The 25,230-nt window shown below is 43.6% G+C and carries 29 protein-coding genes, 1 riboswitch and 1 other annotated feature; of the genes, 18 read left to right on the top strand and 11 right to left on the bottom strand.

Features of this window, described 5'->3' with window-relative positions; all coding sequences use genetic code 11:
- Positions 1-50: 50 nt before the first annotated feature.
- Together AC4EG4_RS14275 and AC4EG4_RS14270 are read right to left on the bottom strand one after the other, a co-directional pair.
- Complete coding sequence (locus AC4EG4_RS14275; protein WP_490988192.1) at positions 51-743, bottom strand: LrgB family protein; 693 nt, start codon at positions 741-743, stop codon at positions 51-53.
- A 2-nt stretch (positions 744-745) separates the two neighbouring features.
- Positions 746-1,108 carry a CidA/LrgA family protein gene (locus AC4EG4_RS14270; RefSeq protein ID WP_490988191.1) on the bottom strand — a complete coding sequence of 121 codons (363 nt, stop codon included), beginning with the start codon at positions 1,106-1,108 and terminating at the stop codon, positions 746-748.
- Between the two features lie 471 nt (positions 1,109-1,579).
- On the opposite strand from AC4EG4_RS14270, the gene brnQ reads away from it, so the two are divergent.
- Entirely contained in the window at positions 1,580-2,950 is a 1,371-nt protein-coding gene (gene brnQ / locus AC4EG4_RS14265) for a branched-chain amino acid transport system II carrier protein (RefSeq protein ID WP_490988190.1), read from the top strand.
- Positions 2,951-3,039: 89 nt separating this feature from the next.
- Here brnQ and AC4EG4_RS14260 read toward each other — a convergent pair whose 3' ends face one another.
- Entirely contained in the window at positions 3,040-3,702 is a 663-nt protein-coding gene (locus AC4EG4_RS14260) for a GntR family transcriptional regulator (RefSeq protein ID WP_490979442.1), read from the bottom strand.
- A gap of 180 nt (positions 3,703-3,882) precedes the next feature.
- Between AC4EG4_RS14260 and AC4EG4_RS14255 the strand changes: the two genes are divergently transcribed.
- Entirely contained in the window at positions 3,883-4,239 is a 357-nt protein-coding gene (locus AC4EG4_RS14255; protein ID WP_490979443.1) for a SpoIIAA family protein, read from the top strand.
- A gap of 34 nt (positions 4,240-4,273) precedes the next feature.
- A complete protein-coding gene (locus tag AC4EG4_RS14250) occupies positions 4,274-4,630 on the top strand; it encodes a SpoIIAA family protein (protein WP_490979444.1) in 357 nt (118 codons plus the stop codon).
- A 76-nt stretch (positions 4,631-4,706) separates the two neighbouring features.
- Here AC4EG4_RS14250 and AC4EG4_RS14245 read toward each other — a convergent pair whose 3' ends face one another.
- The gene (locus AC4EG4_RS14245) at positions 4,707-4,910 is read right to left on the bottom strand and encodes a hypothetical protein (RefSeq protein ID WP_490979445.1); all 204 of its coding nucleotides are present in this window, start codon (positions 4,908-4,910) and stop codon (positions 4,707-4,709) included.
- A gap of 118 nt (positions 4,911-5,028) precedes the next feature.
- Here AC4EG4_RS14245 and AC4EG4_RS14240 point away from each other — a divergent pair, with 118 nt between their 5' ends.
- The 7 genes from AC4EG4_RS14240 to AC4EG4_RS14210 all read left to right on the top strand — a co-directional run bounded on the left by AC4EG4_RS14240 (position 5,029) and on the right by AC4EG4_RS14210 (position 12,515).
- Positions 5,029-6,222, top strand: coding sequence for a class I SAM-dependent rRNA methyltransferase (locus AC4EG4_RS14240; protein ID WP_490988189.1), 1,194 nt, complete (start codon positions 5,029-5,031; stop codon positions 6,220-6,222).
- 133 nt (positions 6,223-6,355) lie between these two features.
- A complete protein-coding gene (locus AC4EG4_RS14235; protein WP_490988188.1) occupies positions 6,356-6,667 on the top strand; it encodes a DUF3817 domain-containing protein in 312 nt (103 codons plus the stop codon).
- A gap of 121 nt (positions 6,668-6,788) precedes the next feature.
- The gene (locus AC4EG4_RS14230; RefSeq protein WP_490979448.1) at positions 6,789-8,006 is read left to right on the top strand and encodes an MFS transporter; all 1,218 of its coding nucleotides are present in this window, start codon (positions 6,789-6,791) and stop codon (positions 8,004-8,006) included.
- A 63-nt stretch (positions 8,007-8,069) separates the two neighbouring features.
- Complete coding sequence (locus AC4EG4_RS14225; RefSeq protein ID WP_490988187.1) at positions 8,070-8,630, top strand: GNAT family N-acetyltransferase; 561 nt, start codon at positions 8,070-8,072, stop codon at positions 8,628-8,630.
- A gap of 27 nt (positions 8,631-8,657) precedes the next feature.
- Complete coding sequence (locus tag AC4EG4_RS14220; protein WP_490988186.1) at positions 8,658-10,397, top strand: ABC transporter ATP-binding protein; 1,740 nt, start codon at positions 8,658-8,660, stop codon at positions 10,395-10,397.
- 62 nt (positions 10,398-10,459) lie between these two features.
- Positions 10,460-11,221, top strand: a complete 762-nt coding sequence (locus AC4EG4_RS14215) for a MerR family transcriptional regulator (protein ID WP_490988185.1) — start codon at positions 10,460-10,462, stop codon at positions 11,219-11,221.
- Between the two features lie 454 nt (positions 11,222-11,675).
- Entirely contained in the window at positions 11,676-12,515 is an 840-nt protein-coding gene (locus AC4EG4_RS14210; RefSeq protein WP_490988184.1) for an endonuclease/exonuclease/phosphatase family protein, read from the top strand.
- Between the two features lie 40 nt (positions 12,516-12,555).
- Here AC4EG4_RS14210 and AC4EG4_RS14205 read toward each other — a convergent pair whose 3' ends face one another.
- Both AC4EG4_RS14205 and queF read right to left on the bottom strand, forming a co-directional pair.
- A complete protein-coding gene (locus tag AC4EG4_RS14205) occupies positions 12,556-13,209 on the bottom strand; it encodes a queuosine precursor transporter (RefSeq protein WP_490988183.1) in 654 nt (217 codons plus the stop codon).
- Between the two features lie 12 nt (positions 13,210-13,221).
- Positions 13,222-13,716, bottom strand: coding sequence for a preQ(1) synthase (gene queF / locus AC4EG4_RS14200; RefSeq protein ID WP_490979454.1), 495 nt, complete (start codon positions 13,714-13,716; stop codon positions 13,222-13,224).
- 96 nt (positions 13,717-13,812) lie between these two features.
- A riboswitch (PreQ1 riboswitch) is annotated at positions 13,813-13,860 on the bottom strand.
- Between the two features lie 343 nt (positions 13,861-14,203).
- On the opposite strand from queF, the gene AC4EG4_RS14195 reads away from it, so the two are divergent.
- From AC4EG4_RS14195 to AC4EG4_RS14180, 4 genes are all read left to right on the top strand, one after another.
- Entirely contained in the window at positions 14,204-15,139 is a 936-nt protein-coding gene (locus tag AC4EG4_RS14195) for a phosphotransferase family protein (protein WP_490988182.1), read from the top strand.
- Positions 15,140-15,233: 94 nt separating this feature from the next.
- Positions 15,234-15,761, top strand: coding sequence for a TraR/DksA C4-type zinc finger protein (locus AC4EG4_RS14190; RefSeq protein WP_490979456.1), 528 nt, complete (start codon positions 15,234-15,236; stop codon positions 15,759-15,761).
- Positions 15,762-15,846: 85 nt separating this feature from the next.
- A complete protein-coding gene (locus AC4EG4_RS14185) occupies positions 15,847-16,209 on the top strand; it encodes a nuclear transport factor 2 family protein (RefSeq protein ID WP_490988181.1) in 363 nt (120 codons plus the stop codon).
- Positions 16,210-16,265: 56 nt separating this feature from the next.
- Positions 16,266-16,664: a thiol-disulfide oxidoreductase DCC family protein gene (locus AC4EG4_RS14180; RefSeq protein WP_490979458.1), complete on the top strand. Its 399-nt coding sequence runs from the start codon at positions 16,266-16,268 to the stop codon at positions 16,662-16,664.
- A 135-nt stretch (positions 16,665-16,799) separates the two neighbouring features.
- Here AC4EG4_RS14180 and AC4EG4_RS14175 read toward each other — a convergent pair whose 3' ends face one another.
- The gene (locus AC4EG4_RS14175) at positions 16,800-17,993 is read right to left on the bottom strand and encodes a DUF3238 domain-containing protein (RefSeq protein WP_490979459.1); all 1,194 of its coding nucleotides are present in this window, start codon (positions 17,991-17,993) and stop codon (positions 16,800-16,802) included.
- Between the two features lie 277 nt (positions 17,994-18,270).
- Between AC4EG4_RS14175 and AC4EG4_RS14170 the strand changes: the two genes are divergently transcribed.
- A complete protein-coding gene (locus AC4EG4_RS14170; protein WP_490979763.1) occupies positions 18,271-19,131 on the top strand; it encodes an STAS domain-containing protein in 861 nt (286 codons plus the stop codon).
- A gap of 51 nt (positions 19,132-19,182) precedes the next feature.
- Here AC4EG4_RS14170 and AC4EG4_RS14165 read toward each other — a convergent pair whose 3' ends face one another.
- The gene (locus AC4EG4_RS14165; protein ID WP_490988180.1) at positions 19,183-19,683 is read right to left on the bottom strand and encodes a metallophosphoesterase family protein; all 501 of its coding nucleotides are present in this window, start codon (positions 19,681-19,683) and stop codon (positions 19,183-19,185) included.
- A gap of 152 nt (positions 19,684-19,835) precedes the next feature.
- On the opposite strand from AC4EG4_RS14165, the gene AC4EG4_RS14160 reads away from it, so the two are divergent.
- The 3 genes from AC4EG4_RS14160 (at position 19,836) to AC4EG4_RS14150 (ending at position 21,598) form a co-directional block, all read left to right on the top strand.
- Positions 19,836-20,120 (top strand): hypothetical protein, encoded by a 285-nt coding sequence (locus AC4EG4_RS14160; protein WP_490979461.1) that lies wholly within the window; start codon positions 19,836-19,838, stop codon positions 20,118-20,120.
- Between the two features lie 74 nt (positions 20,121-20,194).
- Positions 20,195-20,725, top strand: a complete 531-nt coding sequence (locus AC4EG4_RS14155) for a dihydrofolate reductase family protein (protein ID WP_490988179.1) — start codon at positions 20,195-20,197, stop codon at positions 20,723-20,725.
- Positions 20,726-20,974: 249 nt separating this feature from the next.
- Positions 20,975-21,598, top strand: coding sequence for a cell wall hydrolase (locus tag AC4EG4_RS14150; protein WP_490988178.1), 624 nt, complete (start codon positions 20,975-20,977; stop codon positions 21,596-21,598).
- Positions 21,599-21,700: 102 nt separating this feature from the next.
- On the opposite strand, the gene AC4EG4_RS14145 is transcribed toward AC4EG4_RS14150, so the two are convergent.
- The 3 genes from AC4EG4_RS14145 to AC4EG4_RS14135 all read right to left on the bottom strand — a co-directional run bounded on the left by AC4EG4_RS14145 (position 21,701) and on the right by AC4EG4_RS14135 (position 24,732).
- Positions 21,701-22,510, bottom strand: coding sequence for a carbohydrate ABC transporter permease (locus AC4EG4_RS14145; protein ID WP_490979464.1), 810 nt, complete (start codon positions 22,508-22,510; stop codon positions 21,701-21,703).
- Positions 22,511-22,592: 82 nt separating this feature from the next.
- On the bottom strand, positions 22,593-23,468 hold the full coding sequence (locus AC4EG4_RS14140) for a carbohydrate ABC transporter permease (RefSeq protein ID WP_490979465.1): 876 nt from the start codon (positions 23,466-23,468) through the stop codon (positions 22,593-22,595).
- 4 nt (positions 23,469-23,472) lie between these two features.
- Positions 23,473-24,732, bottom strand: a complete 1,260-nt coding sequence (locus AC4EG4_RS14135; protein ID WP_490988177.1) for an ABC transporter substrate-binding protein — start codon at positions 24,730-24,732, stop codon at positions 23,473-23,475.
- Positions 24,733-24,947: 215 nt separating this feature from the next.
- Positions 24,948-25,158: a binding site (T-box leader), on the top strand.
- Positions 25,159-25,230: the final 72 nt, after the last annotated feature.

Genomic DNA, 25,230 nt, shown 5'->3' with positions numbered 1-25,230 from the left:
GCATACAAAGAACCCGTTTCCACGAAACATGGAAACGGGTTCTTTGTGGTTTACAACAACAGCAGCCAAGCAGCTACCGGTCCTAATAACGCGCCGAGTACGGCACTTAAAGTCATCGCAACCGAACTCATTGAAGCTTCCTGCTGGCCGTATTCAAAAGCTTTGGCAGTTCCCATGCCGTGAGCGGAAGTGCCAAGGCCAATGCCGCGGCCAATTGCCGAATCAATGTGCAGCCATTTCAACAGAACAGGACCAATAATATAACCGGTAAAGCCCGCAACCATAACAAAAACTGCAGCCAGCGAAGGAATGCCGCCAAGGTTTCCAGCAATTTGCATCGCTACAGGAGTCGTTAATGATTTTGGCAATACCGTCAGGATCAGTTCTTCAGAAAAACGAAAAAGCTGGGTAAACAGAATGCCGCTGGCCATGCCGACCACCACACCTGTCGCGATACCGGTTACGATGGGCAACAAGTTACTGAACAGCAAATTTCTCTGTTTGTATAAGGGGACAGCCAGTGCAACAACTGCGGGTCCGAGAAGGGTGCCAATCCAGCTGCCGCCCGTCATATACGTATCGTAAGGGATATTGCCCAGCACCAAAATAAGGACAAGAATGGCTGTAGACGCCAGTACTGGATTCAATAAAGTTTTTCGATATCTCAGATAGATGTAGTTAGTGATCAAATAAACGATAACCGTCAGAGCCGCAAAGAACATAGCGAGTCCAGTGAATTCCATATTCAGGATCGCTCCTTTCGTTCAGCACTGTATTGGCTGACCCAGCCAGAAGAAGCCATGGCAAGGAACGTACTGACCATAACAATTGGGACCAGCAAAATGCCTTTTCCAGAGAAAAGCTCCCCGTATTCAACAACACCGACCGTAGCGGGAATAAAGTAAAGAGATAAGAATGCCAACAAAAAATGAGCCCCCGAATCAATCCACTCGAGCGGATAAATTTTCAGCATAAGTGCAGCAAACAGCAACAGAAAGCCAATAATGCTTCCGGGCAATGGAATATTGAAGAAATTTTGCAATGCTTCACCCAGTATGTAAAACCCGGTGATGGCGAGAAGCTGAAGAAGGATATAGATAACTTTCAAAAAAACGCCGCCTTCCGGTTAGGTATAGGATGAGAACCTGTTCTTTCCATAATAAGCTATTTTACAGCATTCCATTTGAAAAGCGAGAGCAGATTTTTAGAATCCCGGACGGATAAAGAATATTAATAGAAAACGGTAAAGTGTATGTTCGCTGGATAAGCCACCAACTTTTGATACAACTTTACATGCAGGAGATCCTTGCAGGAAGGACTGGTGCAATTATCACGTAATGGTTATTTATACACTTGATGGCATATATACTATATCAGAAAAACAACCTTAAAATGGAAATTAATGAAATTAGCAGAATTTAAAAATATCTTGTTTTAGAAAGCTTGCATTTTGGACTAAATGTTGTATTATTACTTTATGCAATATATCGCATACATTTTCTGAAAAAGAAATGTATTATATTAAAATTGTAGATTAGAAAGAAAAATCGGTAGTCTTATTCTATAGGAGGAAATAGTAATGGATAGTAAGTTGTCATTCAAGTCGTATGCAGTGGTCGGGATGATGTTGTTTGCGCTGTTCTTTGGAGCAGGAAACTTAATCTTCCCCGCACAGCTGGGGCAATATGCTGGAACAAATGTATGGATCGCAATATTTGGCTTCCTGATTACAGGGGTGGGGTTGCCTTTGCTTGGAATCTTGGCGATTGGCTATTCGAAAAGCAACGACTTACAGGATTTATCGAGCCGCGTGCACCCCGTTTATGGCCTAGTCTTCACAGCGATGCTGTATTTAACAATCGGGCCCTTTTTTGCTTTGCCAAGAACAGGTGCAGTTTCTTATGAAGTAGGTGTCGCTCCGTTTATTGGAGAGGGCAATGCAGTAAGTGGATTGCTTGTCTTCTCGCTTGTGTTTTTTGGGATTTCATTGCTGGTTTCATTAAATCCGACAAAACTGGTCGACAGCATTGGGAAAATTTTGTCACCGGCCATTTTGGTAACTTTAGGCGTTTTATTGATTGCGGCTTTCGTCAAGCCAATGAGCGGACAAGAAGCACCGCAACCTGTTTATTCTAGCGGCGCGTTTTTCACAGGATTTACGGAAGGCTATAACACGATGGATGCCCTCGCTTCTCTGGTGTTCGGGATCATTGTCATTTCAGCTGTCCGCAAACTGGGTGTAAATTCGCCTAAAGGGGTTTTGACCGCTACTTTGAAAAGTGGTGTTGTCGCAGCTGCTTTGTTGGCTATTGTCTATACAGGAATTGCTTACCTTGGGTCGACGAGCACAGGTGTTTTAGGTCTTATGGACACAGGCGGTCCTGTCTTGAGCGGAGCTTCCGAGTATTATTTCGGGACGTTTGGCGCGACGCTGTTGGCAGTCATCATCATTCTTGCGTGTTTGACGACAGCCATTGGCCTAACCGTTGCCACCTCTGAATTTTTCCATAAACTGACGCCCAAAATCAGTTACAAAACATATGTCGTTATTTTCTCGGTCTTTTCGTTAGTGGTTACTAATGCAGGTCTTGCAAATATTATTACGTATTCGATTCCTGTATTGATGTTCCTTTATCCATTGTCCATCGTTTTAATCATTTTGGCATTTCTGTCTCCATTATTCAGACATGCACAGCTGGTATATGTATCGACAATTATCGTTACTTTCTTTATCAGCATCATAGATGGATTGAAAACCCTCACTTCTTCACTAGGTGTGGACAATCCGGCATGGCTGCAGTCAGTCGTTGACTTTTATGAAGCGGTGCTGCCATTGTACAGCAACGGCCTTGGGTGGCTCTTGCCTGCTTTGATTGTTATTGCCATCACGACGATTATTGCGCGCAGCAAAAAGAATGTAAAAGTTCAGGCAGCACAGCACAACGTTTAAGTTTAGTTCTAAGCTGCGGGAACGCTTGACCAATTATGAAAAAAGCTGCATCAAAAGCGAATTTGCTTTTGATGCAGCTTTTTACGATTTTACAGACTGGTTTCAGCTGACAGTTCTTCTATCGTCCGGACCCAATTGGATTTCATCAGTTCTGTTACTTTTTCTGGATCTTTTTCTTTTAAGGTTTGGATAATTTGTACATGTTCGTCGTAAGAACTTTTCGTCAGCATGAGGGAATGATGGAAAAATTGTCTTCTCACATGAGACTGAAGGCTGTTGAGTATGGAATGGATATATGGATTGTGTGCGGCATCGACAATGATTTGATGAAATTCCTGATCAATTTTCAAAGCTGAAAATCCGTCTTGGCTATTGATGGCTCCAATAAATCGCTGGTTTGTTTCCTCCAGCAACCCAAACACATGGTCATTGAGATTGGGGATAGCGAGTTCCGCTGCAAGAGCCTGTAAAACAGCAAGAGGCGGCAACAAGTCTTTAAGATCGTCTTTTTTGATTGTTGTGACACGCGTAGCTTTTCCTGGAAACATCTCGACAAATCCTTGCACTTCCAATAATTGAAGGGCTTCGCGAATGGGGGTTCTGCTCAAGCTTAAAGCTTGTGCCAGTTCCGTATCGACTAGTTTTTCTTCGGGCTGTAATGTGCCGTCAATAATCCATTGCTGCAATTGAAGATACGCACTTTCTTTGGCTGAGACACGTACAGGCTTCGAATGATTTATGGGAATAGGCATTGCAAGCGCTCCTTTTTTACTGCATGTAGTGTTATTATACACCAACTTACATAGCCAATAAAATATTTCATGCAATATATCAGTAAACACCATAGTGCACTTGCCTTTAAGCCGTTTGTCGACAGCTGAATAGGGAATAAGAAAGATACCACCATAATTTAGAAAATGAGGAGGAATAGCATGCTGTCATTTATTCCGAGCCTTGATTCACAAACAATTGCTTTTGAAATTATTGGTCAGGTGACAAAAGAAGATTTGCTCAAGTTAAAAAACGTTATTGAAGAGCAATTCCCTGGTGAACAGTCATTTAATGCTTTGGCCATCCTTCAACAGGCAAAGCTGCCAACGGTTGCTGCAATAGTCGAAGAAGTCAAAATCGATTTGAAGCATTGGGGCCAGTACAACAAGTTAGCGGTGATCAGTGAAAAAAACATTTTAGAGAAAGTGGCCGAGCTGGGTGACTTTTTGCCAGGCATCAAATCCCGCCATTTTCATATGGAAGAAATTGATCAAGCTTGGGACTGGTTGAAAGAATAAACAGTTTCAGCAATGAAACCTGAGGAGGAGAATTATGTTAACATTTGTGCCAAGTAAAGATACCGAAACCATCGCAATGGAATTTGAAGGAACTGCAACAAAAGAAGATGCAGAAAAAATTAATAAAATTATCCAGGATAAATTTGCGGACAAAGGCAAATTCAATATTTATGCAGTCATAAATGATACAGGGGGCTCGGCTTTTACTGGCCTCGGAGAAAGTATGAAAGTAGACATGGCGGCCTGGAAGCAGTTTCATAAATTTGCTGTAATCAGCTCCACGCATTTTGCTGGGCAAATGACAGAAGTGGAAAACCTGCTGCCCAAACTTGAAATCAAGCACTTCCATATGGAAGAAATGAATGAAGCCTGGGACTGGATTTTAGAATAGAAGAGAAGCGCTTTGCAGCATTTTGCAAAGCGCTTTTTTGCTGTATTGCATGAATATTTTTCGGTGCAGAGGAGCGTTAGTGCTCTTCCACTGCAATCAAATCAGCTTTGACAATATGAAAGATGCTCAAGACTATGGTTTTGCCTGTCACGTCCTTCACAGCAAAAAGGCTGACTGCCACTCCGGAAAAATGATCTTCGAGTGGTCCTTCAATGCGTATATTCTCCAAGTGTTCCCCGGTCGTCAATAGAATATTGTAGATATGAAACTTCGGTTTCATGGCAATTCCTCCTAAGCGAGTCTTGGAAAAATTCACACGGCGAGGGTGGGCAGAAGATCAGCTATCGTATACACTAATTATAAAGCAAAACAGCGTTTTACAGATAGGATGAGAACTGATGAAATCGGAAATTTCAATTAAAATAAACGATAAATTTAAAGCGGAATATGCCAAAGGCTATCCGTTGATTGTTAAAGAAGCTTTGGAAAATTCAGAACTTCTGCAAGGCGAAGGAAGCATACTGAAACTGGTTGATAAACAGGGACAGTTTTTGGCGAAAGGCTACTACGGACTGCAAAACAAGGGATATGGATGGGTGTTAACGCGCGATGAACAGGATGCCATTGACCAGCCCTTTATTGAACGCAAACTGGCGACAGCAATTGGCCGCAGACAATCTTTTTTCAGCAATCCGGACACAACTGCTTTCCGCGTTGTTAACGGCGAAGGGGACGGTTTTGGCGGCTTAATCATTGATTATTACGATGGGTTTTATTTGATTAGCTGGTATAGTGAAGGAGTTTACACATTCAAGGATCAAGTAATTGCTGCATTGCAGAACGTGGCCGACTGCAAAGGGATTTATCAGAAAAAACGTTTTGACACGAAGGGGCAGTATATCGAAGAAGATGATTTTGTGACCGGCGAGCGCGGTGAATTTCCAATGATCGTCAAAGAAAATGGCGTGAACTTTGCGATTTACTTGAACGACGGGGCCATGACGGGAATTTTTCTGGACCAGCGGGATGTACGAAATGCCATCAAGCAAAAATACGCCAAAGGCAAAACGGTACTCAACACTTTTTCCTATACGGGCGCTTTTTCAGTAGCTGCAGTACTTGGCGATGCGGTTAAAACGACGAGTGTGGATTTGGCGAAAAGAAGCTCGAGCAAGACGATTGAGCAATTTAGCGTCAACAGCATTGATTTCGAGACTCAGGACATCCTGGTTATGGATGTGTTCAATTACTTCAAGTACGCAAAGCGTAAGGAATTGAAGTTTGACGTAGTCATCTTGGATCCGCCAAGTTTTGCGCGTTCAAAAAAATATACGTTCAGCACATCAAAGGATTACACAAATTTAATGAAAGAAGCGATCGCCATCACGGAGAAAAACGGTGTGATCGTGGCTTCGACCAACAGTGCTTCTTTTGGAATGAAGAAGTTCAAAGGATTTATCGACAAGGCCTTTAAAGAACTTGGCGGAAAATACAGTATTGTGGAGGAATTTACCTTGCCGAGTGACTTCCGCGTGCAAAAAGAATTTAAAGAAGGCGATTACTTAAAAGTGCTTTTCGTAAAACTGGGATGAAAAAGCATGACGTACAGGAGTTTGTGTCGAAATTTTGTGCGCCCATGCAAAACCCTTGCTGATTTCTTTGGCAACCCACTGTACAGCGTTCCGTCCTGCTTTTATAATGAAAGCAGATTGTGAGGGATAGTCGATGTTTAAGAATGCGTTGGGAACATTTCGGTTTATGGGCTTGCTTGAAGGCGGTTCATTATTGATCCTGCTCTTTATTGCGATGCCGTTAAAATATTTCTTTGAATTTCCGGAAGCGGTCAGCGTTGTTGGCCCTATACACGGAGCCTTGTTCAGTATTTACATTTTAATTACTATCTATATGACATTTATTTACAAATGGCCTTTCCGCTTCTCGGTTGGAGCCGTTATTTCGGCATTTGTGCCGTTCGGTAATTTTATTTTAGACAGACGTCTGGAAAATTGGCAGCAGTTGAAACCTTCAGCTGCATAATATCCGTATAATCAGTCACCTGTGGGGTTCCCGCAGGTGTTTTATTTTTGTTAACGAAAAGCAGCCAACTCCTCTATAATGAAATTATTGTCAGTTATAGACCTGTATTGGAGGTAGCCTCATGGCGAAAGCAATAAATTCTTCTTCACTGGCCGGAAATCCCGTTTATCCGGTGATGTTCGCAATTGGCGGCTGCCATTTGCTGAATGATTCTTTGCAGTCAGTCATCCCAGCCATGTTCCCGATACTGGAAGCAGATCTTGGCTTAACGTTTACGCAATTGGGCTTGATCGCTTTTGTGTTGAACATCGTAGCGTCTGTGCTGCAGCCGGTTGTGGGATTTATCAGTGATAAAAAACCGATGCCTTTTGCGTTGCCGCTCGGCATGACCAGTTCATTTATCGGAATTGCCGGATTGGCATTTGCGCCGGAATATTGGATGATTCTCGTTTCGGTTATTTTTCTCGGTCTTGGTTCTGCTGTATTTCATCCGGAAGGCTCGCGTGTGTCCTATATGGCGGCTGGATCCAAGCGTGGCTTGTCCCAGTCGATTTATCAGGTGGGCGGAAATTCCGGACAGGCGCTTGCGCCGCTAATCAGTGCCTTTATTCTAGTGCCACTCGGACAGATAGGGGCAGCGTTGTTCTTGTTTGTCGCCGCTCTCGGTATTTTTATTTTGTCGAGAATATCTATTTGGTACAAGCAGCAGCTGGAGCAGGAAAAGCTTCAGAAAGTGAAGAAGGTTTTGTTGTCTTCATTGCCTGAAATGACGAAAAAACAAGTGGGCATTGCTTTGGCGCTTTTAATGATTATTATTTTTGCCCGCTCTTTTTATGTCACCAATATGACTAGCTTTTACATTTTTCATTTGATTGAATCTTATAGCCTGACAATTCAGCAGGGGCAGCTGTATGTATTCTTGTTTCTCGGTGTCGGTGCAGCAGGCACCTTCTTTGGGGGGCCGATGGCGGACAGGATCGGCCGCAAGAATGTCATTCTGTTGTCGATTATTGTGCCGATTCCGCTAGCTGCTTTGTTGCCGTATTTGCCGCTGTACGCCGTTTTGATTTTCCTGGCATTGATTGGATTTTTCATTATGCTCAGTTTTTCCGTTACGGTTGTTTATGCACAGGAGCTCGTACCGAGCAAAATCGGTACGATGGCCGGATTGACGGTGGGTTTGGCTTTTGGCATGGGTGCCATTGGAGCTGTAGTTATTGGGATTTTGATGGATTCCATTGGTGTCTACGAGACGATGGTGGTCGTATCGTTCTTGCCGATTCTTGCCTTGGTTGGCTTGTGGCTGCCGCGCGACCGTAAAATAGTGGCAGCTCAATAGTTTTCAATGAGATTACACATTACAGATATCAAGCCTATTATAGAAGTAAAGGGGAATGTGTTTATGACGATCAACTTGCCGGAAGTGCCAACTGAACTAAAAACAGCACGTTTGCTGCTGCGGATGCCAATGCCTGGAGATGGCAAAATTGTAAATGAGGCTATCCATGCTTCACTTGATGAGCTAAAGCCTTGGCTGGGATTTGCTCAGCAAGAACCTTCGCCACAAGAAACAGAAATCAATCAGCTGGAATCGCATTTGAGTTTTATGAAAAAGGAAGTTTTGCGCTATTTGATTTTTGATAAAGAGACAGGGCGTTTTATCGGAACTACGGGATTTCACAGTATTGAATGGGACGTGCCGAAAATGGAAATCGGCTATTGGCTGGATTCCAGAGCGACCGGAAAAGGCTACATGGTGGAGGCGGTTTCGGCGTTGAACGACTTGGCATTTGCGACGCTAAAATGCCATCGCCTGGAAATTCAATGCGATGCAGAAAACCTTAAGAGCCGGGCAATTCCTGAAAAGCTGGGGTTTGTTTTGGAAGGGATCCTGAAAAATGATGAGCGGTCGGTGGATGGCAAGCGTTTGACCGATACGTGCATTTATGCCAAATTCGCTTAGTGCGACGCACAGAACAGGAGCTTTAAGATGAAAAAGAAAACCAATGAAACGGGCTTGAAGCCGTTTGTTTCACTGCTATTATCACTGAAGATCCCGAAGTTGGCGCTGGCGATTGGCCTGCTTGCCAGTCTAGTAACGACTTTGGTTGGGCTGGTAGTCCCACTATTGACGAAAAATCTCGTTGATGGATTTTCTCTCGATGCTTTAAGTGCACCATTAATTGCGGGAATCGTCGCCGCTTTTATTGTCCAAGCCATTATCAACGGCATTTCGATTTATTTGCTGAGCATGGTGGGGCAGCGGGTAGTCGCAGGCTTGAGAGAACGGATGTGGGCGAAGTTGATTCGCCTGCGTGTCAGTTATTTCGACCAGCATTCAAGCGGGGAAACGGTAAGCCGGGTCGTTAACGATACCGGAATTGTCCGTAATTTAATCACGGATCACTTTCCATCGTTCGTCACAGGCATCATTTCGATTGTTGGTGCTGTCATCATTTTGGTCATTTTGGATTGGAAAATGACCCTAGTGATGATGTTGGCGGTGCCGCTGACGATTGCGGTAATGATTCCACTCGGACGCCAGATGGCCAAGATTTCACGGAACTTGCAGGATGAGACTGCCCATTTTACGGGCCATGTCCAGCAGACGCTGGGTGAGATCCGTTTAATGAAATCATCAACAGCAGAAACAACAGAAGAAGCTAGAGGGACACAAGGAATCCACAAATTATTCACGCTTGGCATGAAAGAAGCGAAGATTTATGCGTTGATTGCCCCGTTGATGTACTTGGTAGTCATGGTGGTGATTGTGTCGATTATTGGCTATGGCGGAATTCGTGTGGCAAATGGTGAGATGTCGACAGGTTCACTCGTTGCCTTTCTCCTTTACTTATTTCAGATTATTGTTCCGATGGCGACCTTTGCCCGCTTTTTTACAGAACTTCAAAAAGCCAAAGGTGCTACAGAACGGATCATTGGCATACTCGAATTGCCATTGGAAGAACAGCAGCAAAAGCCGGATATGGATATTGCCGGAAACGCATTGCGGCTGGATGGGGTGAGTTTTGCCTACGATCAAGGGGAACCCGTATTAGTGGATGTATCATTCGAAGCGCAGCCGGGAGAAATGATTGCGTTCGCTGGACCGAGCGGCGGTGGAAAAACCACTGTCTTTGGCTTGGTCGAACGATTTTATGAGCCGCTGTCAGGTCAAATAACAATTGGCAACATTCCAATTGCTGAAATTTCAATTGCTTCCTGGCGCGATCAAATCGGCTATGTTTCACAGGAAAGTGCAATGATGGGCGGCACCATCCGAGAAAACTTAACCTATGGCTTGCCGGATGCCGAAACGATTTCTGCTGAAGAGCTTTGGCGGGTGGCACGTATGGCTTATGCGGAAGATTTTATTCGTGGATTTGCTGACGGGCTAGACACAGAAGTTGGAGAGCGCGGCGTAAAACTATCAGGCGGACAGCGTCAGCGCATCGCCATTGCCCGCGCCTTTTTGCGCGATCCCAAAATTTTAATGATGGATGAAGCGACCGCAAGCCTCGACAGCCAGTCAGAAGGCATTGTTCAGCAGGCATTAAGCCGGTTGATGGAAGGGCGCACGACGTTGGTGATCGCTCATAGGCTATCGACAATCGTCGATGCGGACAAAATTGTCTTTATTGAAAAAGGGCATGTGACCGGAATTGGAACGCACCGGGAATTGATAGTTTCCCATTCGCTTTACAGAGAGTTTGCAGAACAGCAATTAACTTGATAAAACCGCTTGACCTTGACGCAACGTTAAGGTGTAAAGTGGGTTTATCAGGAGGTGGAGATGTGGAATACACTGTTCAAAAAATGGGGAACTTGGCTGGCGTCAGCACGCGGACCTTACGTTACTACGATGAAATTGGTTTATTGAAGCCGGCGCGAAAAAGTTCATCAGGCTACCGGATTTATGGCCAGCCGGAAGTGGACAAGCTGCAGCAAATCCTGTTTTACCGCGAACTTGGGCTGGAGCTGGAACAAATTAAAGTGATCGTCAACGACCCTAATTTTGATTATACCCAGGCTTTAGAAGTACACCGGGAAAGACTTCTCGCCAAACGGATGCAATTGGACCTCCTGATTACCAATGTGGAAAAAACCATTTCCACAAAAAAAGGAGAGAGCACCATGGCTGATAAAGAAAAGTTCGAGGGCTTTAAACAAAAACTGGTGGATGACAACGAAGGGCAGTATGGCAGTGAAGTACGCAGCCAATATGGGGACGAATTGGTTGACCAGTCCAACGCCAAGATGTTGAAGATGAGTGAAGAGCAATATTTAGAATTCACACGCCTTGAACAACAGGTATTGGATAGTTTGGCAAATGCTATGAAATCAGGCGATCCATCAAGCAGAGAAGCAATGCGGACGGCTGAGTTGCATCGCCAGTGGCTGAGCTTTACGTGGCCATCCTACAGCAAGGAAGCACATCGTGGACTTGCCGAGATGTATGTAGCTGACGAGCGGTTTGCTGCGTATTACGACAAAGCATATCCAGGAGCAGCACAATTTCTGCGGGACGCAATTGTCATTTATACGCAGCAGGAGTAACGATACAGAAAATGCAGACACACCCGAAATGGGAGGTCTGCATTTTTTTGATCGATTTTAAAAGAAGCAGTGCAAAAGGGGCCGAACGTGCATAAAATCTTGTGAACGTTCACAAATTTTCGCAAGCGTGCATAAATTTTGCTGAGCGTGCATAAATTCAATTGAGCGTGCATAAAATTTCCGGAACGTGCAAAAAACCGTATTACACGACCCGTCTTATGCCCGTCGAATCTACGTGTCTGCCTCTGTTTTTCCTAGTGTCCAGCCTCCAGCAGCCAGATTCTCAGGGTCATAAGCCACTCCAGTTGTGCGGCCGTCTCAACTTTGCCATGTTTACAAATTGTTAACAATTGTTTACGCCCTTGTTATGGTATGTTTCTGCGAGCTTGGTATATACTGAAAGCAATTAAAGCAGCTGCCAACGATTCGTTTTAATCGAAAAGGAGAGGTTTGCATGCACGGGAAGAACAAGAAGGCACCGATTGTAAAAGTCATGTCGTTTAATATTGCTCATGGTTTAGGGATGGATGGAATAGTTGATTTGGAAAAGACCGCTGTAGTTATTGAGGATTCCTGTGCTACCATCATCGCCTTGCAGGAGGTTGACCGTTATTTTTCTGACCGTAGTTCGTTTGTCGACCAAGTAGAATGGCTGAGCGAAAGACTTGGCATGTATGCTGCTTACGGAGCCAATATGAATTTTGCGCCTGAAGATTCGGAACGGCCGAATCGCCAATACGGCAATATGATTTTAAGCAAGTATCCGATCAAGTATGTAGAGAATCATTTGTTGACGCAGGTGCATTGTCCATTTGGCAACAATGAACAGCGTGGAATTTTGGAAACTGTTATTGAAGTCGATGGCATTTACTTGAGTGTCTTCAATACCCACTTAGCATTGAAAGATGAAGAATTGGTTGTCAGTGTAGATGAAATTCTGGACATTACAGGGAAAAGCCATTTTCCGCGAATCATTGCTGGCGATTTTAATGCCTCTTCTTCCAATGTCCATATGCAAAAGCTGAACAAGCATTTCCAGGACGCATTCCTGAAAATGAAAAGAGGGGATGCATACACATATCCATCTCCTTACGTAAACAATGAGACGGCCGAAGTTTTTTGGCCGGCGACGCGAATCGACTATATTTTATCTGACACCGAAGTAGAAGTTGTTCAAGTAGAAGTTATTGAAACATCGGTTTCTGATCATTTGCCGATTGTAGCAGATATGGTCTTGGCTGATGCGAAAGTAAGCGTAAGAGACCGCGTCCAAAAAACGCGTGAAAAGGTCTAAACGGTTGCACTCATCTTTTGAATAACAAAAAACGGAGGCTCTACTCGAGAGCTTCCGTTTTTTTGTGTCCATAAGTCTGCTTGTCAGATAATTGCTCGCGTCTGCATAGCCTGACCAACAAATATACAAATGGTGTATCTGCTGCGGCTACCAGCAGTTTAAAGACATACTGGGTTGCAATCATGCCAAGCAATGCACCGGTTGGCATCGTGCCGTAAAAAGCGATGGTAATAAAAATGCTCGTATCGACGAATTGGCTTGTCATCGTTGAAGCGTTATTGCGCAGCCATAAACGCGATTCACCGTGCCGTTGTTTGAGTCTATGAAAAATGGTGACATCCAAGTTCTGGCTGATGAAATAAGAGACAAGGCTGGCTAAGGTTACCCGGAAACCTGCAGAAAAAATGGTTTCAAAAGATTCTTGGTCTGCGAAAAAGGGGGCGGCTGGCAAGTGGATGGCGAAAAAAATAAATGCCAATGCACAAAGTTGTGTGACAAACCCTGCCGTAACGGTTTGCCGTGCGGCTTCTTTGCCGTATACTTCCGCAATCGTATCGGTAATCGGGAATGTAAAAACGTACACAATGACAGCAGCTGGCAAAACGGCCCATTCATTGATGCTGAACAATTTAACGGCCAAAATGTTTGATAAGATCAACAAGCCGACAAATGCGCCATTTAGATAAAGTAACATCCGCTCTGCCCCTTATCGGTTGGTAATCGTTTCCGGATTCAAGTCGTGATTCATCATCCGGTACGATGCCATTTCTTCGTATTTGGTTCCTGGTTTGCCGTAGTTGGTGTAAGGGTCAATCGACAAACCGCCACGCGGCGTGAATTTCCCCCATACTTCGATATAGCGGGGATCCATCAATTTGATCAAATCATTCATAATGATGTTGACGACGTCTTCATGAAAATCTCCGTGATTACGGAAGCTGAACAAATAAAGCTTCAGTGATTTGCTTTCGACGAGCTTTTTGTCGGGAATAAAGCTCAGGTAAATGGTTGCAAAATCAGGCTGACCTGTTTGCGGACAAAGTGATGTGAATTCCGGACAATTAAATTTCACGAAATAGTCGCGGCTGTGCAAATTGTCGATTGGCTCCAAAATCTCCGGATCGTATTCAAATTTATACTTGGTGTTCTGATTGCCGAGCAATGATAAATGATCGAGTGTATCTTCGTTTCTTCCTGCCATAAAAACGGCCTCCTTTAAATGGCCGGCTTGGAAGAGGGCTATAAAAAACGGACAAAAGAAAAAGCCAAATCGCATGTGGATTTGGCTGAGTTTCGACAATCCATAGTTTTTTATAGAGGGTGAAATGCTATGAACCTCTCCCGTTGCCGGGTTATTTGATTTTCCTTAACTATCGTATAAGACTTGCTATTGGTTGTCAATCCGTGAATTTCAGTAACAAGAGCACAAGGAATATGAGAAAGTGAGAGACTGAATCTAATTGTAACGTGGCCGAATTATACCCGGTCAAAACCTTGCTCTGCCGCTATATGGGAAGGTGAATCCTGTGGTGGCAGTTGTCGAGCAATGCCGGCTTTTAGGGAACTGTGCTTTTTCGCGAAAGGAAAACGGTTGTTTTGCGGTTCATTTGCTTCATTTCTATATTATGGAATCCTTATTTTTTCATGGTACACTAAAACTAAAAGATAGGCAGAAAGGAGCGGCAAGGATGGCTGTACACGAATGGAATGGATTGCCCGCGCAATCACTGGAATGGGTAAAAGCGCAGTTTGGAAATACAGCAGAATTAACGAATGTTAAGCCGCTGAAAGGAGGGACTTCCTCTACTTTATTTGAGTTGGATGTAAAGGAGAGTGGCAAGTCCCTCTCATATGTACTGCGGCTTTTTCATAAAGCAGATTGGTTAGAGAAAGAACCGGATTTAGCCAAGCATGAAGCGGATAGCCTTCAGTTTGCAGAGCAGGCTGGCCTTCTTGTCCCTCATTTACTATCATATGACGAAACCGGTGAAAAGAGCGGCATGCCCGCAGTGTTGATGACCAAAATGTTCGGAACTGTCGTACTGCAACCTTCTAACGATGGAACTTGGCTGGAAGGCTTGGCTGCATCGTTAGCCCGTCTTCACCAAACTGAGCCTGCAGATTTCCCATACAACTATTTTTCGTATAACAATGCGTTTTTATTGGAAAAGCCGACATGGTCCAAAGTGCAGAATGATTGGATGCGTGCGTTTTATATTGTAGCCGGCAGCCGTCCCGAAGCTCTTGAATGCTTTATTCACCGCGATTTCCATCCGGCGAATGTGTTATGGGAAGACGGAAAGATCAGTGCCATTGTGGACTGGGTGAATGCTTGCCGCGGTCCCGCAGGAATTGATGTAGGGCATTGCCGTGTCAACCTGGCCCAAATGTACGGAATTTCAGTCGCCAATGATTTTCTGGCTGCGTATGAACGCCATGCCGGCAGCTCATTTACGTACGATCCGTATTGGGATTTGGTATCATTGACGGATATTCTTGATGGTTCACCTATTGTTTACCCAGGCTGGAAAGTCTTCGGAATGACAGGACTGTCCAACGAGTTGATGCGTCATCGGCTGGATGATTATCTATTAAGCTTATTGGATCGATTTGACGACTTTTAAGCGGCAGGACAGCAACGCCTGACAGATTTCCAGGTTTGATTTCCTTAATAAAGGCAATATAGAAGGTAAGTGAGTTTTTTGAGGAGGAAATTGGATGAAGAACGAACAACTAAAGCAATTGAAAAAACAATTAGAGGATCAGGTGGAATCACTTGAAGTACGTGTTGAACATACAGAAGAGCTCGAGTCGACTGAGCTTTCAAATTACGATAATCATCCTGCAGACAACGCCACCGATCTTTACGATCAGGAACGCGGCATGGCGCTGACTCAGTTTAAACAAGAAGAACTAGAAGATACCAAAATTGCTCTAGCAGCAATTGAAGATGGGACATACGGAACATGTGCTGTATGCGGCAAAGAAATTCCGTTTGAACGATTGGAAGCTCTACCGACTGCGTTAACTTGCATTGACCATGCAGATCAACAGCTGGATCTGGAAAGCCGCCCACCGGAAGAAGATGTGCTGCGTGCCTCTACATCCCAGCCGGTTGAAAAAGAAGATGGTGCGCTCCGTGATGACCAAGACAGCTTTGAGGACGTTGAGGATTTTGGATCATCAGATACTCCGCAAGACCAGCCAGGAGAAGACCCACAAAAGTTCTTTAAAGACGACAAATAAATCGGAATGCCCTTCCTGCCTTATGGCAGGGAGGGCTATTTTTGAAAAATCTATTTCCCGGGAAATACAGGGGAGGAGAATAAAGATGGAAGAACTAACCAAAGCAATCTACGCCCTCGAGTTCAGTCATTTAAAGCCAGAAGTCCGAACTTCGATGGACAAGTTGTCGGAAGTACTGGACAATGAGTTTTTTGAGTTTGGCAGCTCTGGTGGGATCATTAAACGCTCTGATTATGATGAAAATCATCCACTAACTCCAGATCCAATGGAAATAACGCATTTTGCTTTGCATGAATTGGGCCCGGCGGCTGTCCTGACTACCTATCAGCTTTATAACCATAAGACCGAAAAGCTGACAAACCGCAGTTCTATTTGGAAAAAAAGACCGAACGGATGGAAACTGTTTTTCCATCAAGGAACACTTTCAACTGAAGAGGTGTTTCAATAAAGGCAAAAGAGGCTATTAAGATGAGAGAACCATTTTTTTCAAAGGAGGAAACCGATATGGAACATGCCATCGTTTTATTTGATGGAGATTGTAATTTTTGCGATTCAAGCGTTCAGTTTATCATAAACCATGATCCGGCCGGCTATTATCAATTTGCTTCGTTGCAAAGTGATATTGGTCAGGAACTTTCTGAAAAACATAAGGTACCGGATGATGTCGATAGCCTTGTATTGATAAAGGATGGGCAGGCATATGTGAAATCCGAAGGTGCTTTAATGATTTCGAATCATTTGACTGGCCTGTGGAAATTGGCGTATTACCTGAAACCATTCCCGCGTGCACTCCGTGATGGAGCGTATGATGTTGTAGCCAAAAATCGCTACAAAGTGTTTGGCAAGCTGGACAGCTGCATGCTGCCGCCGCCTCACATTCGCAAACGATTTTTAGACAAGTAAATAAGAAAAGCGGCAGTCTCGTTGCAATGTTAATAGACTGAGGAGCGGAAGATTATCCCGCTTTCCATTAAATAAAGCCCGAATCCGGATCTCCGGTTCGGGCTTTATTTATAGATAGAGAAAAATCAAGTTGAATCAGTAAAAGTTGGAGATTCGCCAATAATGGCTGGCAATAGGGTCTGCCATAAAAGCCAGTCCTTCGCTTTCAGTCTGATGAAGATCCATCCATTCGCCGTCATCGCCAAATTTTAAGTACACTTCATGGTTCGGCGATTGGTCATGAATTCCTATAATGTCATAAGTGCCGTCGCGGTAAAAGGCAGCTGATACATTATAATCAATATCAGGTGAAGTAATAATTGGATTTCCAACGGCATGTTTTAGCGTAATGGAAACTTTGTGGCCGGTTTCTTCAAGTTTCTCGAGCTCGATTCCTTCAGCAGAAGCCACATCTGCTTTGCTGAATTTCTTTCGCCAATTATAGCCGATTGTGGGACCCACATCTTTATCATAAACGAAAGAGGATTCTTCATCTTTCAAGTCCACAGTGAAATTAACTTGTGTCCGGTAATGCAACGATTCGGGATCAAACTTTCTGCCATCGCCTTGGAAATAAGGAAAGGGCGATAAGAGATTCGGGTTTTTCAGCACCAAATCGGGCAAGAAAGTTTGATAGCGGAAATGCCAGAGTGGATATATTTTGGGTTTTTCCTCATCAGATAAGAGAGAGTCTAACGAAGCAATTTTTTTGGTCATCCAAAACTTTTCCATTGCGGCTTTTTCCTGCGAAGAATTCCAATTTAAAGCACCAAATATCTTGGCCATTTTGAATTTTTCTACACTAAAATCTTCTTCAGAACGCGCCACAGGTCGTTTACCGCGAATCCAGAAGGTAAACTCTTGATTCATGGGAACTTGGCGGTCCGTATATTGATTGCCTTTAACTGTATCAATCAGTTGGCCATTTCGATAAATATCGAATTCTGAAATGCCGTCGATCTCTCCCCAAGCCAAAGAAATTCTTCCCTTGGAAACAATGGCGGTCAGTACGATTTCTTCCAAGCGATTGATACTGTCCGTTTTCGGATTTTCCGTACCGGTATGAAGCTTGATTTTATCTGTCCATTTGCCAGAAGCATCCAGCCGTTCGATTGTGTAGGTATACAGCTCACCTTTTTTTAAACCTGTGTCCTTAAGCAAATTCTGAGTGCCGGTATAAATGACCTGTTCATCGCGTTTTACTCGGCAAACATCTTCTGAGTCTGTCCATCTAAAGTAAATCATTGTATCAGATTGTTCCAATACAAGAATATCCAGTTCGTTTGTCATTTTGCCACCTCCAAATACTGTTACTCTTCATATACCCTATTCTAAACAATGACGAACCCTTTGCTTCGTACAATATTTGTTACACAAATTAAATGTGATAATAGTGGATTTCACTGTATAATTAATATAGGAATATAGACGTACTTGGCTCGATTTCTTATATTTGTCTTCAAGTGATACAATTTATTGGCTTCCTAATTTTGAGATTAATATTCAATTACTTCATATAGATATCGTAGAAGTTACTCTAAGAGAGTGGGGACTGAAAGTGGAAAAGATGCAAAAGAAACGAAATTTCAGTAACTTTGACGAAGCAGCCGCATATATACTGCAATTGCTGAGCAAACAAATTGGCATCAATTCAATATTCATTGCTAAAAATGATGGCCATACAAATAACATCATTAAAGTCTACAACTCGAGTAAAGAGCTAGTCGAAGAAGGCAGTTCAATGCCCCTTCCTCAGTCTTTTTGCAGTTTAAGCATCAACCATGGACCTTCTGCATTAGTCATAGAGGATGTTTCGGAAAATGAGTTGACCCGTTCTATGGAGATCACTGCAAATTACGGAAACGGAACATTCGTTGGAGTTCCCGTTTACTACAACGATGGCACAGTTTACGGCACTATTTGCGGATTGGATGATCGATACCACAAGCTTTCTGAAGAGCAGCTTACTACTTTCGAAATGATGTCGACCCTATTGACTTATGTACTGGAGCTAGAAAAGGCAAATGAACAAATTCAAACATTGACTGCACCCATCGTTCCGGTAACTAAAGGTGTAGCAATCGTTCCGGTCATTGGCAATATTACAGCGCCGCGGGCACAAATTATTATTGACCATGTGCTTAAAAAATGCAGTGAAGAATCAATGGATTATTTGATTATTGATGTTTCTGGCGTTTTGCAAATAAACTCTGTCGTTGGGGAATACTTGTTGAAGCTCGTAAATATCCTGAAAGTAATCGGTGTAACACCGGTCATCACTGGAATTCAACCTTTCATGGCGTTAAAAGTTCCCCATTTTGCTTCGGCACTGAAAGATGTGTTGATTGAATCCAATTTGGAATCGGCATTAAAGCAACTTGGGTTTGTGCTAATAAAAGAATGCAAAGAAAAACCAGACCTTCGCTGAGAAGGTCTGGTTTTAACTTGATCCCAAAGGAAAACAATAGGTGATTCTTGATTAACTTTCTTTATCGAAAAAAACATGCTTTAATTCCCAAGAATCGCCAATCTCCAGCAGGCCAAAAGAAAATTGGGCTTGTCTGCGCTTATCAGTAGGAGAACCAGGGTTGAACAAAGTCACCCCATCCACCTCCCGCATCACAGGTGTATGGGAATGGCCGAAAACGATGATGTCGACATCGTCATTAGCGAATGTGTCATAAGCCTGCTGTTCAGTGGGTTTCTGTGGGCTATCGCCGTGCACTACCCCAACTTTTAATTCTCCAAATGTGAAAATCTTTTTGCGGCCGAATTTTTCGAGAATGTCCCATGGGTCAACATTTCCGGTGACGCCATCAATTTCTGCATAGGCTGCCAGCTCATGATAGACATCCATCGTCTGCCAATCGCCTGCATGAACGATAAAATCAGCCTCTTGGCACGCCTCCAGCAATTGCTTCGGCAACTTCTTGGCGCGGAATGGAATATGTGTGTCTGAAACAATAACAATCTTCTTCATCTGAACGCCTCCAGTCAAGTTCTTACTTTTCACTTTACCAAATAAATCCCTTCCCGTCGAAATGATTCCCTTAAAGGATATGGATGATTAAATTTCAGAAAAAGGGGAATTGAAGAAGATGACGAAACATGAAGATAACCGGAGGGATACCAATGAAAAAGAACACATCGAAAAAATTTATGTACATGGGAGCTGCAATGGCAGGTAGCATGCTGCTGTTAACTGCTTATAAAAAAAACCAAGCTAACAAAATCTGGGTTTATGAAGACAATGATATGCGAAATAGTGGGGAAGTGGACCATGAAGAAAGCGTCAATGCCGACACGGACGAAGCGGAAGTTGGGTTGACTCAACTGGACTCTGCTTATCGTTCTGAATGGCAGGCAAATGGATTTCCGCAAACACATAAAGAATTGGCAGAATTAGAAAGCAAATAGCAATGTGGTCTCAGTTATATACTGAGGCCTTTTTTGATGGAATGTCAGTAAACGCTTATAAAGGAGGAAAAATCATGGAAGGTGAACGGAAAATTATTTGTTATATTGCAGCCAGTCTCGACGGCTATATCGCAACAAAAGATGACTCGCTTGAATGGCTCTTCAAAGTCGACGGAGAAGGCGATGCCGGTTATGCTGAATTTTTGGAGACCATCGACACGGTAGTTATGGGACGGAGAACTTATGATTGGGTAATCGAAGCGGAAAGCGGTGAGTACCCATACGAGGGCTTGGCCAGTTATGTTTTTACATCTGAGTCTGGTAAAGAGGATCCGTTTGTAACATTTACAAATCAAGACATTTCGAGCTTTGCGAAAGATCTCAAGGCACAACCGGGAAAGAACATTTGGGTGATTGGCGGCAGCAACCTGCTGCATGGTTTTATACAAGAAAATCTGATTGACGAATGGATCATCTCCATTGCACCCACATTAATCGGAAAAGGGATCCCGTTGTTCCAAGAAAACGATGTTGAAATCCCTTTAAAACTCAAGTCAGTAAAGTCATATGGACAATTTGCACAATTGCATTACGAAAGAAAATAAACTCGTTTTCACAAAGGCTGCCAAGTATTGCTCGGCAGCCTTTTGTAGTGCTTGCAATTCTGTAAGCGAAAATGCCTAATTCCAGTAAAGAAATAGCACAATATTTTTGCTTAAAATCAACAAACTATTACTTTTGGTCATTTCATCATCAAAATTTAAGTAGTCCGAGGGATTGAACCCAAACTATTACAATTATATACTGTTAATAAGAATCTTTTGTTGATTCTTGGAATAGAAGGGAGAGAAAGCATGAAGAAATTAAAAGTATTGGTGTTTACCTTATTCACAGTTCTATTCATAGGTTTTTCTCAGCCCTCTGCAGAAGCACATTCTCCAGACTTGCATGAAGGCGTTTCGGGACAAGATGTAACCGAACTTCAGTCAACGCTTAAAAAATTGGGATACTTCAATACAACACCTACCGGCTACTATGGTTCTATCACGAAAAATGCAGTTATTCAGTTTCAGCGTGATTTTAATGTTTCGGACACAGGCTTTACAGGGCCACTGACGCGCGCGAAACTTACGGAAATCGATATGATGGCACGTGTCGTACACGGAGAAGCACGTGGAGAAAGTTACACAGGACAAGTAGCGGTAGCCGCTGTCATCTTGAACCGCATAGACTCTTCTTCGTTTCCAAACAGTACATACAATGTCATTTTCCAAAGCAATGCGTTTACTGCTATAAACGACGGCCAATACAACTTGAAGCCGAATGCTTCAGCATATCAGGCAGTTAAAGCAGCTGTTAAAGGATCCGACCCATCTCAGGGTGCAACGTATTATTATAACCCAAGCGGTGTTACGGATGCATGGATTTTCTCACGCACGACGATTACTAAAATTGGTAAGCACGTGTTTGCAAAATAAGTTCGCGCGTCACCCTGACCATTTCAGGGTGATTTTTTTGAGTGGATAGATAGACAGAAAAAAGGACGGCATTGCTCTTTGATGAGCGATGCCGTCCTTTTTTTAGCCTTTAACTGCACCAGCCGTCATGCCTGCAACGAAATAGCGTTGCAGGAAGACGTACGCGATGACCATGGGCGCTGAAGCAATGATGACGCCTGTAAAGAGCATTGGGTAGTTGGTGGAGTATTCGCCTTGGAACTCCAGTAAAGCGAGTGGCAAAGTTTTGTAAGCATTGTCCGTAATAAACAGCAAGGGATACAGCAAATCGTTCCAATGCATCACAAACAGGAAGATTGCGGTAGCCGATAAGGATGGCAGCGATAACGGAATCGCCACCTTGGAGTAAATTTTCCAATTTCCGGCACCATCTATTGTCGAAGCTTCAAACAATTCCCTTGGCAAAGTCTTCATAAATCCGGTCAAGATGAAGACAGCAATGGGCATGGTGGTGGAGATATTGACAAGAATCAATCCAACTAGGCTGTTGGTCAAGTTAAGGTCGAGCATCAGCGAGTAGAGCGGAATCATACTAACCTGTGCTGGCACCATCATGCCAAGCGTGAACAGGATGAAGATGATATTGCCAATCCAATTATTGAGCCGAATTATGCCGTAGGCAATCAGCGAAGCAAAGAATAGTGTTAACGAAACCGAAAACAAGGTGACGATTGTGCTGTTCATAAAATAACCGGCCATGGTCTGTTCTTGGAAGATGGCTGTATAGTTCTCAAACTGAATTCCAGCTTCGGGCAAGCCGAGTGGATTTATAAACGTTTCCTGAATCGTTTTCATAGAAGTCAGAACGACAATCAGTAAAGGAACTAAAATCAGCAATGCATAGATGAGTAGAGAAAACCTTCTGAAGAACAAGCTTTTGCCCTCCTTTCTTAAAGCTTAAGAACATATAATTGTTCGTTTTTAAAAGTTGTATTGCCAAGTAGCCTTCCTAGGCTTAGTAAGAGATTCGGTCAGAACGTAAAGCTTTAAACTGCAGGAAGGTGATGATGGCAATGATCATCATGAAAATAACTGAGATGGCACTCGCATAGCCAAATTGGTAGTTTCTAAAGGCAATATCGAAAATATAAGTGGCGACAATGTCGGTTGAGTTGTTTGGGCCGCCACCTGTCATGGCAAAGACCAGATCGAATGCTTTGAACGACTGGATGGTGGTATAGGCAATAACGATGGTGGCAGAAGGTGCCAGCAATGGCCACGTCACTGTACGGAAGGTCTGCCATTTGTTGGCACCTTCAATTTTAGCCACTTCGTACAGCTCGTCTGGAATCGCTTGCAGGCCGGCTACGAAAATGATGAGCATCTGTCCGGCATGGAACCAGATTTGTGTCACTGCCAGAGAATAGATCGCAATATCAGCATTGCCAAGCCAGTTTTGAGCCAAAAATCCAAGTCCAACCAATTCCAGTGCCTGGTTCAAAATGCCGAGTGACGGATCGTAAATGAACGACCAGATAAAGGCGACTGAAACAGATGACAAAATAGTTGGGAAAAAATAAAGCGCACGCAAAAAGATTGTGGTTTTGTTATTTTTCAGGACAATCAAGGCAAAAGCCAAAGCAACAAGTGTTTGGAAGACCACCACAACAAGCATGAATTTCAAGTTGTTGCCGATGCTTTTCCGGAAAATTGTATCGCCTGTAAAGGCACGTTCGTAGTTGCTGATTCCGACAAATTGGAAACTTTGGCTGAGGCCGTCCCAATCGGTAAACGAATAAAACAAGGCACTGAGTGTCGGGTAAATAAAGAAAAGCGCATACAGGAGAAGCCCTGGTAAAAAGAATAAGTAGATGGATTTAGAAATTTTCATCTCATTATTCCCTATTTTCGTCTACGAGCTGCTGTGCTTCTTCAGCTGCTGTCATTGGATCTGTTCCACCCAGTACGTTTTCAATAGAACCCAGCACTGCTGCCTCAATTTGTGCATTGGTAATCAGGAATCGCGGCTGGAAACGAGTTGTTCTTTCATCGATCCAATAAGCCGTGTTCTGCAATACTTCTGATTCGTATTCCACATCATTAACCGTCAAATGCTGACCGGTTTCGTTGGCGTATTGGGAAGCGATTTCAGGCTGGCTTAGGAATGTGATAAACTCTTTTGCCTGTTCTTTCTTTTCCGACTGGCTGTTGACAGCCAGCATGAAAGTGGCCGTGTTGATGCCTTCATAGACCGCTTCACTTTCTTCAACGGTGATTGGGGCCATCAAATCAAGTTGAAGATCTGGATTCAGACCAAGCAGAGCAGACATATGATAAGATCCTGTTGCAATCATTGCTGCTTCTTCGTTGGCGACCATCGCCATTGCGGAGTCCTGAGAAGTTCCTAACGCATCATCTTGAATATAGCCTTTTTGTTCAAGCAGCTGGAAGTCCTCTAATGTTTTAACCCACCACTCATTGGTTAATGTTTCTTCCCCGTTTTGAAGTTTTTCAAAAATGTCTTCATCGGGTGCGTTGTTCATCATCATGCTGTTCATAAATTGGTTGGGGCCGATATCTGCTCCAGGAAAGGCGATAGGTGTAATGCCGTTTTCAAGAAGTGTGTCGGCCATTGCCTGAAATTCAGTCCAGCTTTTTGGTACTTCCAAGCCGAGTTCTTCGAACATGCCTTTGTTATAAACCGGCATATTGAAAACCAGTTGATAAGGAAGCGCTAACTGTGCACCGTCTTTTTGTCCGACGCTAATTAATTCTTCGTCAAAATTCGAAACAAAATCTTCCCCACTCAAATCTTCAAACAAACCGGCGCTGGCAATCGCTTCGAATTGTGCACCAGGGAAAGATGTAAAGACATCACCTGTTGAACCGTCCTGCAGCAACCGTTGGCCCGTAGACTGATATTGCTCGGATGGATAAATGGTCATTTCCACTGAAATATCGGGATTTTCATCTTCGAACTGGGCAATGATATCATCCAATACAGCTTTGTCTTCGCCTCTCCAATGAATAAAGCTGATCTGAGTACTGTCTTCTCCGCCTTCAGTGCTTGTGTCGCTCGCACTTTCACCAGCGCACCCGGTAAGCAACAAACCTAGGGCTAAAATCCCTGGTGTTAAAAATGAATGATTTTTCATCGTCTTGTCCTCCCTCTATTTTAAAAGTTGAATCCCCTTACTTTATTTATACCTTAATCTCTAACGTAAATACAGAATTATCTAAATAAGTCATGTTTTTTAGTTGACAAATGGGCTGGAATTGAATAAGATTGGCACAACCTTTTATGTACGGATTGCGGTTGAAGGGGTCGGAAGCGACACCGCCGAATTCCAGTTGAGCAGAGCATAGCAGAGCTAAATCGATGAGTAAGAAGAGTAGCACAGATCAGCCTCTCAAAGAGAGCCAGTGGCAGGTGGAAACTGGCGGGGTGTCTGGGTGAATGGGCTTATGAGTGATTCTTTGAATGAGCAGTAGAAGAATCCGTTTCCCCACGTTATCAGGGATCAAGTGAAAGCTTTGTCGGCTTTAACAAGAGGTGGTACCGCGGTCATTCCGTCCTCTGCAAGGAACAGTTCTGTTCCTGCAGGGGGCTTTTTTATTTTTAGACAGGCAAAAGCATTAAGAGCGTAGATTGG

The organism is Planococcus sp. TJ-201 (assembly GCF_058268495.1).
This window is presented reverse-complemented; position numbering and strand designations above follow the sequence as displayed.

Bases quoted from the DNA above. Each gene is read 5' to 3' on its own strand.
- AC4EG4_RS14275 (WP_490988192.1), bottom strand. From the start codon at position 743: ATGGAATTCACTGGACTCGCTATGTTCTTTGCGGCTCTGACGGTTATC.
- brnQ (WP_490988190.1), top strand. From the start codon at position 1,580: ATGGATAGTAAGTTGTCATTCAAGTCGTATGCAGTGGTCGGGATGATG.
- AC4EG4_RS14260 (WP_490979442.1), bottom strand. From the start codon at position 3,702: ATGCCTATTCCCATAAATCATTCGAAGCCTGTACGTGTCTCAGCCAAA.
- AC4EG4_RS14255 (WP_490979443.1), top strand. From the start codon at position 3,883: ATGCTGTCATTTATTCCGAGCCTTGATTCACAAACAATTGCTTTTGAA.
- AC4EG4_RS14250 (WP_490979444.1), top strand. From the start codon at position 4,274: ATGTTAACATTTGTGCCAAGTAAAGATACCGAAACCATCGCAATGGAA.
- AC4EG4_RS14245 (WP_490979445.1), bottom strand. From the start codon at position 4,910: ATGAAACCGAAGTTTCATATCTACAATATTCTATTGACGACCGGGGAA.
- AC4EG4_RS14240 (WP_490988189.1), top strand. From the start codon at position 5,029: ATGAAATCGGAAATTTCAATTAAAATAAACGATAAATTTAAAGCGGAA.
- AC4EG4_RS14235 (WP_490988188.1), top strand. From the start codon at position 6,356: ATGTTTAAGAATGCGTTGGGAACATTTCGGTTTATGGGCTTGCTTGAA.
- AC4EG4_RS14230 (WP_490979448.1), top strand. From the start codon at position 6,789: ATGGCGAAAGCAATAAATTCTTCTTCACTGGCCGGAAATCCCGTTTAT.
- AC4EG4_RS14225 (WP_490988187.1), top strand. From the start codon at position 8,070: ATGACGATCAACTTGCCGGAAGTGCCAACTGAACTAAAAACAGCACGT.
- AC4EG4_RS14220 (WP_490988186.1), top strand. From the start codon at position 8,658: ATGAAAAAGAAAACCAATGAAACGGGCTTGAAGCCGTTTGTTTCACTG.
- AC4EG4_RS14210 (WP_490988184.1), top strand. From the start codon at position 11,676: ATGCACGGGAAGAACAAGAAGGCACCGATTGTAAAAGTCATGTCGTTT.
- AC4EG4_RS14205 (WP_490988183.1), bottom strand. From the start codon at position 13,209: ATGTTACTTTATCTAAATGGCGCATTTGTCGGCTTGTTGATCTTATCA.
- queF (WP_490979454.1), bottom strand. From the start codon at position 13,716: ATGGCAGGAAGAAACGAAGATACACTCGATCATTTATCATTGCTCGGC.
- AC4EG4_RS14195 (WP_490988182.1), top strand. From the start codon at position 14,204: ATGGCTGTACACGAATGGAATGGATTGCCCGCGCAATCACTGGAATGG.
- AC4EG4_RS14190 (WP_490979456.1), top strand. From the start codon at position 15,234: ATGAAGAACGAACAACTAAAGCAATTGAAAAAACAATTAGAGGATCAG.
- AC4EG4_RS14185 (WP_490988181.1), top strand. From the start codon at position 15,847: ATGGAAGAACTAACCAAAGCAATCTACGCCCTCGAGTTCAGTCATTTA.
- AC4EG4_RS14180 (WP_490979458.1), top strand. From the start codon at position 16,266: ATGGAACATGCCATCGTTTTATTTGATGGAGATTGTAATTTTTGCGAT.
- AC4EG4_RS14175 (WP_490979459.1), bottom strand. From the start codon at position 17,993: ATGACAAACGAACTGGATATTCTTGTATTGGAACAATCTGATACAATG.
- AC4EG4_RS14170 (WP_490979763.1), top strand. From the start codon at position 18,271: ATGCAAAAGAAACGAAATTTCAGTAACTTTGACGAAGCAGCCGCATAT.
- AC4EG4_RS14165 (WP_490988180.1), bottom strand. From the start codon at position 19,683: ATGAAGAAGATTGTTATTGTTTCAGACACACATATTCCATTCCGCGCC.
- AC4EG4_RS14160 (WP_490979461.1), top strand. From the start codon at position 19,836: ATGAAAAAGAACACATCGAAAAAATTTATGTACATGGGAGCTGCAATG.
- AC4EG4_RS14155 (WP_490988179.1), top strand. From the start codon at position 20,195: ATGGAAGGTGAACGGAAAATTATTTGTTATATTGCAGCCAGTCTCGAC.
- AC4EG4_RS14150 (WP_490988178.1), top strand. From the start codon at position 20,975: ATGAAGAAATTAAAAGTATTGGTGTTTACCTTATTCACAGTTCTATTC.
- AC4EG4_RS14140 (WP_490979465.1), bottom strand. From the start codon at position 23,468: ATGAAAATTTCTAAATCCATCTACTTATTCTTTTTACCAGGGCTTCTC.
- AC4EG4_RS14135 (WP_490988177.1), bottom strand. From the start codon at position 24,732: ATGAAAAATCATTCATTTTTAACACCAGGGATTTTAGCCCTAGGTTTG.